Origin of the sequence: Kitasatospora sp. NPDC048298 (assembly GCF_043201465.1) — a bacterium.
Classification (GTDB): Bacteria; Actinomycetota; Actinomycetes; order Streptomycetales; family Streptomycetaceae; genus Kitasatospora.
Genome location: NZ_JBICYZ010000012.1, coordinates 62,917 through 76,230, shown reverse-complemented (window position 1 = coordinate 76,230; position 13,314 = coordinate 62,917). Strand labels below are relative to the sequence as shown.

At 74.4% G+C, this 13,314-nt stretch carries 10 protein-coding genes and 1 riboswitch; of the genes, 7 read left to right on the top strand and 3 right to left on the bottom strand.

From position 1 onward, the window contains the following. The first annotated feature begins 258 nt into the window (after positions 1-258). The 4 genes from ACGF0D_RS12590 to ACGF0D_RS12575 all read left to right on the top strand — a co-directional run bounded on the left by ACGF0D_RS12590 (position 259) and on the right by ACGF0D_RS12575 (position 4,150). On the top strand, positions 259-1,284 hold the full coding sequence (locus ACGF0D_RS12590; protein ID WP_392915325.1) for a HEAT repeat domain-containing protein: 1,026 nt from the start codon (positions 259-261) through the stop codon (positions 1,282-1,284). 101 nt (positions 1,285-1,385) lie between these two features. Further along, positions 1,386-2,138 (top strand): phosphotransferase family protein, encoded by a 753-nt coding sequence (locus ACGF0D_RS12585; protein ID WP_392915322.1) that lies wholly within the window; start codon positions 1,386-1,388, stop codon positions 2,136-2,138. A gap of 159 nt (positions 2,139-2,297) precedes the next feature. Beyond that, on the top strand, positions 2,298-3,419 hold the full coding sequence (locus ACGF0D_RS12580; protein ID WP_392915319.1) for a basic secretory protein-like protein: 1,122 nt from the start codon (positions 2,298-2,300) through the stop codon (positions 3,417-3,419). Between the two features lie 95 nt (positions 3,420-3,514). Then, on the top strand, positions 3,515-4,150 hold the full coding sequence (locus tag ACGF0D_RS12575; RefSeq protein ID WP_392915317.1) for a hypothetical protein: 636 nt from the start codon (positions 3,515-3,517) through the stop codon (positions 4,148-4,150). A 52-nt stretch (positions 4,151-4,202) separates the two neighbouring features. Here ACGF0D_RS12575 and ACGF0D_RS12570 read toward each other — a convergent pair whose 3' ends face one another. Continuing rightward, positions 4,203-5,594 carry an amino acid permease gene (locus ACGF0D_RS12570; RefSeq protein ID WP_392915314.1) on the bottom strand — a complete coding sequence of 464 codons (1,392 nt, stop codon included), beginning with the start codon at positions 5,592-5,594 and terminating at the stop codon, positions 4,203-4,205. A gap of 137 nt (positions 5,595-5,731) precedes the next feature. On the opposite strand from ACGF0D_RS12570, the gene ACGF0D_RS12565 reads away from it, so the two are divergent. Together ACGF0D_RS12565 and ACGF0D_RS12560 are read left to right on the top strand one after the other, a co-directional pair. Further along, positions 5,732-6,184: an Lrp/AsnC family transcriptional regulator gene (locus tag ACGF0D_RS12565; protein ID WP_392876470.1), complete on the top strand. Its 453-nt coding sequence runs from the start codon at positions 5,732-5,734 to the stop codon at positions 6,182-6,184. Between the two features lie 118 nt (positions 6,185-6,302). Beyond that, a complete protein-coding gene (locus tag ACGF0D_RS12560; RefSeq protein ID WP_392915312.1) occupies positions 6,303-7,556 on the top strand; it encodes a threonine/serine exporter family protein in 1,254 nt (417 codons plus the stop codon). A 59-nt stretch (positions 7,557-7,615) separates the two neighbouring features. Here ACGF0D_RS12560 and ACGF0D_RS12555 read toward each other — a convergent pair whose 3' ends face one another. Continuing rightward, entirely contained in the window at positions 7,616-8,329 is a 714-nt protein-coding gene (locus ACGF0D_RS12555; RefSeq protein WP_392876476.1) for an IclR family transcriptional regulator, read from the bottom strand. A 200-nt stretch (positions 8,330-8,529) separates the two neighbouring features. Continuing rightward, positions 8,530-8,672: riboswitch (SAM riboswitch) on the bottom strand. A 74-nt stretch (positions 8,673-8,746) separates the two neighbouring features. Continuing rightward, on the bottom strand, positions 8,747-9,898 hold the full coding sequence (locus ACGF0D_RS12550; protein WP_392915310.1) for a hypothetical protein: 1,152 nt from the start codon (positions 9,896-9,898) through the stop codon (positions 8,747-8,749). Between the two features lie 260 nt (positions 9,899-10,158). Here ACGF0D_RS12550 and ACGF0D_RS12545 point away from each other — a divergent pair, with 260 nt between their 5' ends. Further along, on the top strand, positions 10,159-13,302 hold the full coding sequence (locus ACGF0D_RS12545) for a BTAD domain-containing putative transcriptional regulator (protein ID WP_392915308.1): 3,144 nt from the start codon (positions 10,159-10,161) through the stop codon (positions 13,300-13,302). Positions 13,303-13,314 lie beyond the last annotated feature (12 nt).

Here is a 13,314-nt window from a genome sequence, read left to right as displayed (position 1 = left end):
CGCTACCCCCTGCCGTACGCCACGCGCCCAACACGTGCTTCTGCGCGTCACCGTACCCGCACATTCCGACCGCCGACCTCGGAACGCGATCTTTTGCATGCAGAGCGTCACATGCGCGCCCCCTCTGCACGCCCCTCTCCACGGCCCGCGCTTGAACCCCACGCAGGAAGTCGACCCCGCCGACTTCCTACGCGCTCAGCTGACGGGCCGGGCGGAAACCGCTGTGCGCGAGTGGGCGCCGTGCGCGAGACTGCCGGAATGTACCTGGGCAACGACATGGTGACGGAGCTGGTCAGGCGGGCCATCGACGCACCCGACCGGCACACGAGCGAGGACCTGCTGCGGCGCGCCGCCGAAACCGACGCTCACCACGCGGTGGCGCGCGCGGTCGACCTGCTCCGGTCGCCCCGGCCCCTGGAACGGGCCCTGGGCTGCGGTCTGTTGGGGTTCGCGAGTGACGTCCACGAGGACGTCCGGGCGGAAGCCGCCGTCACCCTGACCGCCCTCGCCACTCGGGAGTCCGACCCCGACGTCCTCTGCTCGTTGGCGCGCGCCCTGGAGCAGACCGAGGACCCCCGTGCCGTACCCGTCCTGGTGGCTCTGGCCGAACACGAGGACTCCGAGGTGCGGCAACGGACGGCCATCGCGCTCGGCGGCTTCGCCGACGGGCCGTCCGACGGGCCGGTGGTCCGCGCGCTGGTCGCCCTCACCCGGGACGCGGACCCGGACGTACGCGACTGGGCGACGTTCTCGCTCGGCTTCCAGTCCCAGGCCGATACCCCGGCAGTCCGGGCCGCCCTCTGGGAACGGACGCGGGACGCCGACCCGGACGCCCGCGCGGAGGGCATCCGCGGCCTGGCGCGGCGGCGCGACCCGCGCGCCGCCGCGCTCCTGCGCGAGCTGCTGGCGGACCCGGACGGCGCCGAGGTCCTCACCTTCCGGGCGGCGGAGATCCTGGGCGACCCCGAACTGCTACCACTCCTACAGGACTATGACCCGGACGACCACGGGGTGGCCGAGGCCATCGCCGCCTGCGATCCCGCGCAGAAGGCCCGGCACGACGAGGCCGCCTGGACGCTCGTACACACACTGGAGCAGCTGCGGCCCGAACTGACACCCGCGATCTGGGCGACCCGCTGCGAACCCGGCCTGACCCTCAGCCTGGGCAGCGACCCCGACGCACCGGTCTACGACGTCGCGGCACTGCTCGCCCGGGCGGGCGGCGATCCCCTGCGGGCGGCCGAACTGGTGGGCGGTGACCACCCGTCGGCCATCGGTCGCTGAGCACTCCTGACGAAAGTGGTGGCAGCGGGGCGAGGTCAGCCGAGTGATCGCGGGCGAAAACCCGGCGACGTCGGCGACCGTCCCCGGGATACTGGTCGCCCATGGATGAGGTCGAAGTCGTCGTCGCCCATTCCGAGCGTGCGACTCTGCGGGTCGGCGACGTGTTCCTGAAGGTGGACGCCGACCAGGCGCGCATCGATGTCGAGGTCGAGGCGATGTCCCTGGCTCCGGTCCCGACCCCGGAGGTCCTGTGGCGCAAGCCGCCCGTGCTCGCGCTCGCCGCGGTTCCGGGGACGACGCTCGGGCGCCTCGGTGGGCCGTCGACCGGGTCGCCGGCGGCGTGGGCCGCGGCGGGTGCCGCCATCCGGAGGCTGCACGACGCGCCGCTTCCGTCCTGGCCGGGACGGGCCGGGCGGAGCATCGCCGCGCTGGCGGCGGAACTCGACGACGAGTGCGAGTCGCTCGTGACGGACGGCGTCCTGCCCGCCGACCTGGTCGCCCGCAACCGCCGGGTCGCCGAGGCCGCGCTCCGGCCGTGGACTCCGGCGTTCACGCACGGCGACCTGCAGATCGCGCACGTCTTCGTCGACGGTGACGAGGTCACGGGCATCATCGACTGGTCCGAGGCGGGCCGGGGTGACGCCCTGTACGACCTCGCCACCTTCACGCTCGGACACGAGGAGCACCTCGACGACGTCATCGCCGGCTACGGCACCGGCGCCGGCATCGACCTCGACGTGATCCACGCGTGGTGGTCGTTGCGGAGCCTGCTGGCGGTCCGCTGGCTGATCGGGCACGGCTTCGACCCCTTCGCGCCGGGCTGTGAGGTCGACGTGCTGAGATCCCGGATGTGAAGCCGCGCGGGGCCGGCTGCCTCTGCACCCGGCCCATGGCGAACACCTGCCCGTCAACGCACCCGTCCACGGGCCGTCGACGTCGTGTACACCCCGACCAGGTGGCATCACCTCGGGCCGGTTCCAAGAGGGGAGCCGGCCCGAGAGGAGAGCCCAGAGATGATCACCCGTCGTACGGCCGCCACCGCCGTCGTCCTGTCCGCCGCGACCCTCGTGTCCGGGATGGCCTTCGGCGCCGGGACCGCCGGCGCGGCCGAGTCGCTGCCGACCGGCGGCGCCGCCTACCGCTTGTCCAACTACGCGGGCGGTGCCCTCCAGTGGGACAGCCGCGACAGCGCCCTCAACGTGGTGGTCCGCGAGTCCGACCAGTCCTCCGCCCGGCAGTCCTGGACGTTCCGGGACGAGGGCGACGGCACCTGGTCCGTCAGGGCGCCCGGTACCGACACCGCGCTCGACCTCGACCGGGGCGGGAACACCGTCGGGGCCCGGAACTACACCGGCGCGGGCAACCAGCGGTGGTGGCTGGAGAACACCTCGGCGGGCGGCGGCCGGGCCTGGCTGCTGCACAGCGCCTCGGACAACGGCCTCTGCCTCACCCGCAACAGGGACCTGAACGCCACGGTGGCCGCCTGCAACCCGGGGGATCCGACGCAGTCCTGGAACCTCGACCGCAGCGGCATCACCACACCGCCGACCACCGACCGCCCGACCATCGACCTCGACTACGCGCAGGCCCCGGACCTCGGCCCGTGGCTGGAGCAGCAGAAGAAGACCGTCGCGGACTACTACCCGGCGATCTCCGACCTGATCATCAGGGGAACCTTCAAGGCCCCCTCCTACTTCAAGATCATCATGGACCCGGCGCTGACCGATCACCCCGCGTACGCCTGGACGAACCCCGACACCGGCGTCAAGGAGATCCACGTCAACATCGGCTACACCCGGGACAACAAGGGCGACACCGGCTTCCTGGTCCACGAGGCCGTCCACGTCGCGGTCGCCGACAACCCGACGGACCGCCCGTGGTGGCTGAGCGAGGGTCTCGCGGACTGGGTGCGCGACTACAACTTCCAGCCCGGCACCGGCGCCCAGCACTTCGACCCGGACACCGGCTACGACAGCGGCTACCAGGCCACCGCCCGCTTCGTCGACCACATCTCGAAGACCTACGGCAAGCCCGCCCTGGCACACCTGCTGAACACCACCGAGTACAGCGAGCAGCTCTGGGTCCAGCTCACCGGGAAGAGCGCGCAGCAGCTCTGGAACGAGATGCCGAAGTAGCACCCGCCCCCCATCTCCCTGAACCCGCGCACAGGAAGTCGGCCCCGCCGACTTCTCGTGTGCGCGGGGTGGTGGGGGCACGGCACAATCGGGCCGTGGGAACGACTGTTCACGGATTCGTGGAGTGCCGCACCTGGGGCGCCGGCCTCGGCGTCGAGGAGACGGCGTGGTACCCGGCCATCGAGCTGTCCATGCTCGGCATGACCCGGGACTACGCCGCTTTCGCCTGCCTCTTCGGCGTCCGGGACCTCAGCGGCCACTGGCGGCCCGTCGCCGCCGGCCGCGGCCTGCCCGTCGACGTGTCGGAGAACGCCCGTGCCGAACACGCGTCATGGGGTGAGGCAGCGTTCGGCGCCACCTGGCTGGGCTGGAACGAGATCCTCGCCGTCGACTGGGACGAGCCTGCACTCCCCCGGGCCACCAGAATCACCCGGTACCGGCGGCTCCCGGAGGGCACGCTGGAACTGGTGCACACGGAGGACTGGAGCCGGGCGTTCGCACGGGCGAGCGGTGTGAACACCCTGACCGTCGACCCCGGCCGCATAGGTGAACTGTGGGCCGAGGGCACCGAATGGGACACCGGCGCCCTGCTCTTCCGCGCGGAACGCCACCGTCGTCGCGACGCCGTCCCCGCCGACGGCTCGTGGCAGCCGGTGTGGACCGTCATGCGCACCCTCGCGGACGTGCACGGCGAGCAGAACGTCCGGCTGGTCGTCTGGTTCGAGGAGTAGCCCTGCTCACCTGGGGCATCGTCAGCCCCAGGTGAGCGGGCCCCGACTCAGGTCACCGGGCGGTTGCCGCGTTCCGCCGCTGGCGCCAGTAGCCGACGGCGCTCAGGGCGGCGACCAGGACGCCGGCCGCGTAGAGCTGGTCGCGGTTGCCGGGGCTGGTGGTCATCAGGGCCAGGAGGGCGACCACGGCGGCGATGGCGAGCCAGGTCAGGTACGGGTAGGCCCACATGCGCACGGTGAGCAGTTCGGGGCTCTCGCGCTCGACCCGGCGGCGCATGCGCAGCTGGGCGATGCCGATGAAGAGCCAGACCACCAGGATGGCCACGCCGGTGGAGTTCAGCAGCCAGAGGAAGACGGTGCCCGGCCAGAAGTAGCCGGCCAGCACGGCGGCGAAGCCGAAGCCGCAGGAGGCCAGCACGCTCAGTCGCGGGACGCCGCCGGTGACCTTGGCCAGCGCACGGGGACCCAGACCGCGGGTGACCAGCGAGTGGACCATCCGGGAGGCGCTGTAGATGTTGGCGTTCATCGCGCTCAGCAGGGCGATCAGCACCACGGCCTTCATGACGAGGGCAGCGCCGGGAACGTTGAGCAGCTGCAGCACCGTGACGTAGGGGCCCAGCTTCACCACGTCGGGGTTGTTCCAGGGCACCAGGGTGACCGCCAGGGCCATCGTGCCGATGTAGAAGATCGCGATCCGCCAGACCGCGGTGCGCACGGCGGTGGCGACGTTGCGGCGCGGGTTGTCGGACTCGGCGGCCGCGATGGTGACGGCCTCCAGGCCGCCGTAGGCGAAGACCGCGGGCAGCAGGCCGGTGATCAGGCCGTGGCCGCCGTGTGGCAGGAAGCCGCCGTGGCCGGTCAGGTTGGCGGTGCCGGGGGCGTGGCCGACGACACCGGCGACGCCGAGCACGCCCAGAGCCAGGAAGGCGACGATCGCGGCGATCTTGACGGCCGCGAACCAGAACTCGAACTCGCCGAAGTTCTTCACGGCGGTCAGGTTGGTGGCGCAGAAGAAGACCATGAAGATGCCGACCCAGACGAAGGCCGGAACCCCGGTGATCCAGGAGTGCACGAGCGCGCCGGCGGCCGTGGCCTCGACGGCGACGGCGACGCCGACCGTCACCCAGTACAGCCAGCCGGTGGTCAGACCCGCCCAGAGGCCGATCTCGCGCTCGGCGTGCACCGAGAAGGAACCGGAGGCCGGGTGCGCGGCGGACATCTCGCCCAGCATCCGCATGACCAGCATCACCAGCAGACCGGCCGCGACGAACGCCAGGATGATGCCGGGGCCGGCTACCGCGATGCCCGCGCCGGAGCCCACGAAGAGGCCGGCGCCGATGACGCCGCCGAGGGCGATCATCGAGAGGTGGCGCCGCTTGAGGCCGTGGCCCAGCTCCGGGGCGGCCTGGGCCTCGGGGGCTCTCGACGCCTTGGTGGTGCTCATCGGGGATCCATTCCTGTGACGGACGACTCGTGCGGACATGCGCCCCTGGTTTCCTGAAGGGAAGGCTAGGCGGGTTCGCCCAGAAGGTGCTTCCAATCTTTTCCCGATGATCGCCACCGAGTGGAAGAATCTTCTCCATGGATGACATAGACCGGAAAATTCTTGCCGAACTGCAGCGCGACGGGCGACTGACCCTCACCGAGCTCGCCGAGCGAGTCCGCCTGAGCGTGTCCCCCTGCCACCGCCGGCTTCGGGCCCTGGAACGCTCGGGCGCGATCGCCGGCTACCACGCCCGGCTCGACGCCGCCGCCCTCGGCCTGACCTTCGAGTCGCTGGTCTTCGTCACCATGCGCTACGAGGACCGCGAGACCGTCGCGGCCTTCGAGCAGGCCGTGGCCGACATCCCCAACGTCCTCCAGGCCCAGCGGCTGTTCGGCGACCCCGACTACCTCCTGCGCGTCGTCGCCCGCGATCTGGCGGCCTACCGGCAGCTCTACGACGACCGCCTGGCCACCCTGCCCGGCGTCCAGCGCCTCAGTTCCACCATCGTCATGGCGAACGTCGTCGAATCCCGCTCCCTGCCCCTGTGACGTGCCGAGAAGGCCCGCACCCGGCCCCCGGGGGGCGCGGGGGACGAGAGCCCGGGCCCGGGGGGCGAGGACCGGGGCAGAGCCGGGCCGAATCGGGCAGGGTGGGACGATACCTGCCATGTCTAGCAAGTCTCCATCGGTCCGGGTCGTCGATGCCCCGCCCGAACCGCTCCGCCGTCTCCTCCTCGACCTGGGCGAGGCCCTGCTCGGCGGTGGCCTGCCCGTCCATGACGTCGAGGAGGAACTCCACTGGCTGGGACGGGCGTTGGGGGCTCCTGAGGTGCGGGTCGCCGCGCTGACCAACGGGCTGTTCGTCTCGCTGGACGCGGACGGCGCCACCCGGTTCCAGCCCGTCGGCGGCGCGCTGCGGTTCGAGCAGACGGCCGACGTCCTCCACCTGGTGCACCGGCTGCGGGCGGGCGAGCTCGACGGGCCCCGGGCGCTGGCCGAACTGGACCGGATCCGGCGGGCGCCGGCCCGCTGGCCCGCGTGGGTGGCGGATCTCGGGGCGCTGCCGGTCGGTGTGGGGGTCTGCCTCTTCCTCCAGCCGGCGGCGGCGAACGTGCTGGCGGCCGGGCTCGGCTCGCTGATCGTGGTGGGGCTGACCGTGCTCGCCCGACGGCTGCCGTACCTGCGGCCGCTGCTGCCCGTCACGGCCGGCTTCCTGGTCGCCCTGCTGGTCCTGGCACTCGCGCGGGCCTCGCTGCTGGACGGCCCGCTGCGGACGATCGTGGCCACCCTGGCGATCCTGCTGCCGGGCGGGCTGCTGGTCACCGGGCTGTCCGAGATCGCCGCGGGCGCGGCCAGCGCGGGCACGGCCAGGCTGGTGTCCGGCGCGGTCCAGCTGGCGCTGTTCCTCGCCGGGGTGGCCGCGGCCGCGACGGCGACCGGCATGCCGGCCACCGCGCTGGCCAACGTCCAGGTCGCCAAGCCCAGCTGGTGGGTGATCGCGCTGGGGCTGGCGATCGCGGTGGCCGGAGTGGTGGTCAACGTCCAGACACCGCCCTCGGCCATCCCGTGGATCGTCGCCGTGATCGCGGTCAGCGTGACCGCCCAGGTGGCGGTGGGGTCGGTGCACGGCGCGGCGATAGGCGGCCTGGCCGGGGCGGTCGCCGCCGCGGTCGCGGCCACCCTGGTGCACTGGCTGCCGGGCGGCCCGCTCTGGCAGGTGCTCTACCTCCCGGCGTTCTGGATCGTGGTGCCGGGCTCCTTCGGTCTGTTGAACACGGCGCAGATAGAGGTCGGGAACGGGGCCCAGTCGGTCCTGGCGGCCGTGTCGGCGGTCTTCGGGGTGTCGATCGGCACGCTGATCGGCGCGGTGATCAGCCGGATCCCCCGGCCCTCCCGCGCCGTGCTGCTGTCCCGGGCCTGAACTCCGGGGCGGCGGCCCCCTGACGGGGTGGGGGCGGACCCTGGTCCGCCCCCGTCCCGTCAGGCGTGGCGCAGGGCCTCGGTGAGGCGGCGGCCCGCCTCGACCACGGCCTGGGAGAGCTGGGCGCCGGGGTGGCGGGTGAGCCGTTCGATCGGACCGGAGACCGAGACGGCGGCCACCACCCGGTTGGACTGGCCGCGGACGGGCGCGGACACGGAGGCGACCCCGAGTTCGCGCTCGCCGACGGACTGCGCCCAGCCCCGGCGCCGTACGCCGCTCAGCGCGGTGGCGGTGAAGCGGGCGCCCTGCAGCCCGCGGTGGAGGCGCTCGGGCTCCTCCCAGGCGAGCAGGACCTGGGCGGCGGAGCCGACCTTCATGGGGAGGGTGATGCCCACCGGGACGGTGTCCCGCAGGCCGGTGAGGCGTTCGGCGGCGGCCACGCAGATCCGTACCTCGCCCTGCCGGCGGTAGAGCTGGGCGCTCTCGCCGGTGAGGTCCCGCAGGTGGGTGAGGACCGAGCCGGCCGCGGCCAGCAAGCGGTCCTCGCCGGCGGCCGCGGCAAGCTCGCCGACCCGGGGGCCGAGCATGAACCGGCCGTTCACGTCCCGGCTGACCAGGCGGTGGTGTTCGAGTGCGACGGCCAGCCGGTGGGCGGTGGGGCGGGCCATGCCGGTGGCCGCGACGAGGCCGCCGAGGGTGGCGGGGCCCGCCTCCAGGATCCCGAGGATCGAGGTGACCTTGTCGAGCACGCCGACGCCGCTCGTGTTCTCCATGGGTGGGGGTACTCCAGTCTCAAGGCCCGGGAGCAGCGGGTCGGCGCTGCTCACGGCGGCTCCTGGCGGGGAGCCGGGGGTGGTCAGCGAGGACGGGCCGCGGAAGTCGGCCGATTGCCTGCGCCGGGCACGAGACGGGTACGCGAAAGCGCCGGGGCGGGAAGCGCCCGGGCGAAGGACAGCACAGAGAGCACCGTGTCTCCTCATCTTTCCCGCGCCACATTGGCGACAGGCCGGAGTTGGCACTGATCCCGGACGGCACGGCGCGTACTTCGGACGCCGGGTCGAACGGGGAGTTGCCGGGGCTTCGTAGGGCCGGTCCCTCCACCCCTCTGGATGATTCGCCAGGAACGATACAAGACTTCCCGGGCCCGCTGCCAAGCCCCCCTGCTCTCGACGGCGGGCGGGCGGGCCCGCTCAGCGGTGGCGCGGCTCCGACAGTCCGGTGCACGGGGCCGGGTGCGGGCCGCCGGGGGCGGTGGTGTCCCAGGCCCGCAGCGCGGCCAGGGCGGCGGCGCGTTCGGCCGCCGTCGGCCGGGTGCCCTCGGCGCCGAGCAGGTAGTCGGCGACCGGGGTGAGCAGCAGGGTGGCGCCACCGGCCGGGAGCAGCAGGGCCTCGTCCCACTGGTGCCGGATGACGGTGCGGCGCAGCAGGGTGCCGTGGCGCAGCAGGGTCCCCTTGCGCGGCCGGTGCGTGCGGGTGAGGGTCCGGCGGCGACGGAGTTCGGGGCCGACCTCGGCCTCCAGGACGGTGCGCACGTCCCGCAGGGAGCCGAGCGGCACGTGCGCGGCGGCGAGGTCGAGCAGGGCGGCGGCCTCCGGGGCGAGCCGGTAGGCGGCGAGGACCGCGGCGGTCTCGGCGGGGTCGAAGGGCTGTCCGGCGAGGTGGGCCACGTCGATCACGTCGCCGGCCAGGAAGGTGCGCGCGAGCCCCTCCTCGGCGAGGGCGATCAGGCATTCCACGTGTTCGTCGGCGGCCAGGTAGGGGCGGACGGGGACGGTGGCGAGGTCGCCGGTGAGGGCGGCGGTGGCGACCCGTACCTGGTACCAGGGGTCGAGCAGCGGGTCCTCGGCCGGCCAGCGCAGGGTGACGGCGGTGTGCCGGGGCCGCTCGCCGAGCAGGGTGACCTCGACGGACTCCACCGGGTGGTCGGTGACCAGCCGGTTGACGGCCTGCCAGAGCGTCGCCTCGGTGGGGCTGACGAGGCTGAGCCCGCCCAGCGGCCGGGGCAGGTCCGGCGGGTAGTAGCCGGCCAGGGGGAGGTCCCGGATCGGGCGGACGCCGGTGGCGTCGGCGAGGTCGCGGGCGACCCGGGCGTAACACTCGGCCCGGTCGCGGGCGCGCTGCAGCTCGGCCCGGGCGTGCCCGCCCATCCGCACGCCCTCGCGGGAGAGCGCGGCGAGCACCAGGTACGGGAGGTGGCGGTCGGCGCGGGCGCGGTGGAGCAGTTCGGCCGGCCCGGCGGCCGGGTCGACGTCGAGCAGCCGCTGGAGCAGGTCGCTGGTCAACGGGTCGGTGCCGACCGGGGCGGTGTCGAGCCGGTCGGTGTGCAGCAGGTCGGTGTCCATGGGCGTCCGCCTCCGAGAGCCGTGGGGGGCGCCCGGGCGGCGGCCGGGCGGCCGGGGACGTGGCGGGTCCGACGGCCGGGGCCGGGCCGTCGGCGGGTGCCACACCATCGATTGTCGTGACGGCCGATCAACACCGGATCACCATCGGGTCGACGATCTCTCGACATCACGCCCGGTGGCGTGGGTTGATAGGGGCTCATCAAATCGGGGGCGGCACGTGCGCGGGCGGGGGCGAGCACATGAGGCGGGCAGGTGCAGTCATGGATGAATTCCGGTTCTCGGTGCTGGGACTGATGAGAGCGCAGCGCGGCGCGACCGCGCTGAAGGTGGGCAGCCCCCAGCAGCAGGCGATGCTGGCGGTGCTGCTGCTCCGGCCCGGGCACGGCGCGAGCGCCACCGACCTGATCGACGCCCTGTGGGGCGAGGAGCCGCCGGGCACCGCGATGACGACGGTGCGCACCTACGCCTGGCGGTGGCGCAAGGTCCTGCACGGCGAGGAGCCGGACGCGCCGACGGTGCTGACCTCGGTCGGGGACGGCTACCGGCTGGTGCTGCCCAAGCACGCGGTGGACGCGGCGCAGGCGGAGGAGCTGGCGGGGCAGGCCGAGCGGACGGCGGCGGCCGGGGAGCCGCAGCAGGCGCGCGACCTGCTGAACCAGGCGCTGGAGCTGTGGCAGGGCGAGCCGCTGGCGGGCATTCCCGGCCCGTTCGCGCAGCGCCAGCGCCAGCGGCTGCAGGAGCTCCGGCTGACCCTGCTGGAGGAGCGGATCGCGCTGGACCTGGCGCTGGGCCGCTACTCCCGGTGCATTCCGGAGCTGACCTCGCTGACCACCGAGCACCCGCTGCACGAGCGGGCGTACGGGCTGCTGATGCGGGCGCTGTACCAGGCCGGGCGGCAGGCGGACGCGCTGGCGGTGTTCCGGGGCGCGCGTCAGCTGTTCCTGGCCGAACTGGGCGTGGCGCCGGGGGCGGAGCTGGACCTGCTGCACCAGCGGATCCTGGAGGGCGACCCGTCGCTCGCCGCCCCGGCGCCGGCCGTCGCGCCACGGTCGGCCCCGCCCGTCTCCGTGGCGCCGGCCTCCGCCCCGCCCGGCTCCGGACCGGCGGAGCCCGGCGCGCCCGGGGCCGAGTCGCCGGACCCGCGCGCCAAGGCCCAGGCGGCGGCGGACGCGCCCGCCGCCCCGACCGGGAGCGGCGCCCCAAGACCGGCCCAACTGCCGCCCGACGCCGCGGACTTCACCGGACGTACGGCGCTGGTCGAGCGGCTGGTCGGGGCCCTCGGCGCACCGGGCCAACAGGCGCTGGCGATCGCGACCGTGGTCGGCATGGGCGGGGTCGGCAAGACCGCGCTGGCCCTGCACGTCGCCCACCGGGTCCGCGAGGCCTACCCGGACGGACAGCTCTACGCGGACCTGCGGGGCGCCGACGCCACCCCGGCCGATCCGGAGGCGGTGCTCTGCGGCTTCCTGGTGGCGCTCGGCGTGTCGGCCGACGCGGTGCCGGACGGCCTGGACGCCCGCTCGGCGCTGTTCCGCTCGGTGGTGGACGGCCGGCGGCTGCTCCTGGTGCTCGACAACGTCCACGACACCGCGCAGATCAGACCGCTGCTGCCGGGCGCGGTCGGCTGCGCGGTGCTCACCACCAGCCGCACCCGGCTGTCCGGCCTGCCCGCGACCGTCCAGGCCGACCTCGGCGTCTTCGAGCCCGGGGAGGCGCTCGAACTGCTGGGCCGCACCATCGGCGCCGAGCGGCTGGCCGCCGAGGCGGAGGCCGCCCGGGAACTGCTGCTGATGTGCGGGCACCTCCCGCTCGCGGTGCGGATCGTGGCGGCCCGGCTGGCCGCCCGGCCGAGCTGGACGGTGCAGACGCTGGGCCGCCGGCTGGCGGTCGAACGCCGCCGGATCGACGAGCTGCGCATCGGCGACCTGGAGGTCGCGGCCGCCTTCGAGCTGAGCTACCGCCAGTTGACGCCCGCCCAGGCCAGGGCGTTCCGGCTGGCCGCCTCGGTGGACGGCCCTGACCTCGGGCTGCAGGCCGCGGCCGCCCTGCTGGACCTGGACGAGTACGACGCCGAGGACCTGCTGGAGGCCCTGGTGGACGTGGCGATGATGGAGTCGCCGTTCCCCGGCCGCTACCGCTTCCACGACCTGCTGCGCGCGTTCGCCCGGCGCCGCCCGGACGATCCCGGCGCGGCCGTGGCGGCCCGCGACCGGATGCTGGACCACCTGCTGGCCACCGCGTGCACGGCCTTCCAGCACGCCGTCCCCGGGGACCCGGCGGCCGGGGCGCTCGGGCCGGCCCGCAGTGCGGGCGTCCCGCTGGACGGCCCGGACGGGGCGCGGGCCTGGGCCGAGGCGGAGGGCTCGGGGGCGATCGCGCTGGCCGCGCAGGTGGCGGGCTGGACGATGACGAACGACGGCAACGACGGCACCGACGGCTCGGCCCCCGACCCGCTGGGCGCCGCGATCGACCTGCTGATCGCGCTCACGCCGTTCCTCCTCGCCCCGCCCAGCCGCCAACTGGCCACCACCGCCGAGGCCCTGGCCGCCGCCGCGGCCCATCGCGCCGACCACCGGGCAGCTGGCCGGGCGCACTTCCTCCGCGGCAACGTCGCCCTGGCCACCACCCGGCTGGAGGACGCGGAGGCCGCCTCCCGACTGGCGGTGGCCGCCTCCCGCGAGGCGGGCGACACGGTGATCCTGCGCCAGGCGCTCAACGACCTCGGCCTGGTCTGCCAGTTCCTCAGCCGCTACGACGAGGCCGTCGGGCACTACGACGAGGCGCTGCTGCTGGCGCGCGAACTCGGCCACCGCTCCGGGGCGCTGGTGACGACGGTGAACGCCGCGCTGGCGCGGGTGCGCAGCGGGCGGGCCGCCGAGGCGGTGCAGATCTGCCACGAGGCGCTGGCCGAGCTGCGGACCCGCAACGACGATCCGGGCCGGGCGTACACGCTGTACGTGCTGGGGCTGGCGCTGCACGGGCTGGGGCGGCACGAGGAGGCGGTCACCTGGTTCGGCGAGTGCCTGGCGGTGGCCTCGGCGGCCGGTCTGCGGGCCCGGGCCGGGCACGCCCGCTACCGGATGGCGGACAGTCTGCGCTCGCTGGGCCGGACGGACGAGGCGCTGGAGCACGCCGGGCGGGCGCTGGAGCTGTGCGAGGAACTGGGCGCCGAGCGGGACCAGGGCCACGCGCTGGTGGTGCTGGGGCGGACGCTGGCCGACCTCGGGCGGGAGGCCGAGGCGGACGTCCGGCTGCGGGAGGCGCACCGGATCTTCGTGCGGCTGGGGCTGCCGGAGGCGCGGGAGGTGGCGGGGCTGCTGCCCCGGGGGGAGGGTTCGGCCGCGTCGGGCCGGTCGTTGCCGGGTGGGCGGCGGGCCGCCGACCGGCTGTCCTCGGGCTGTTGAGGAATCGATCCT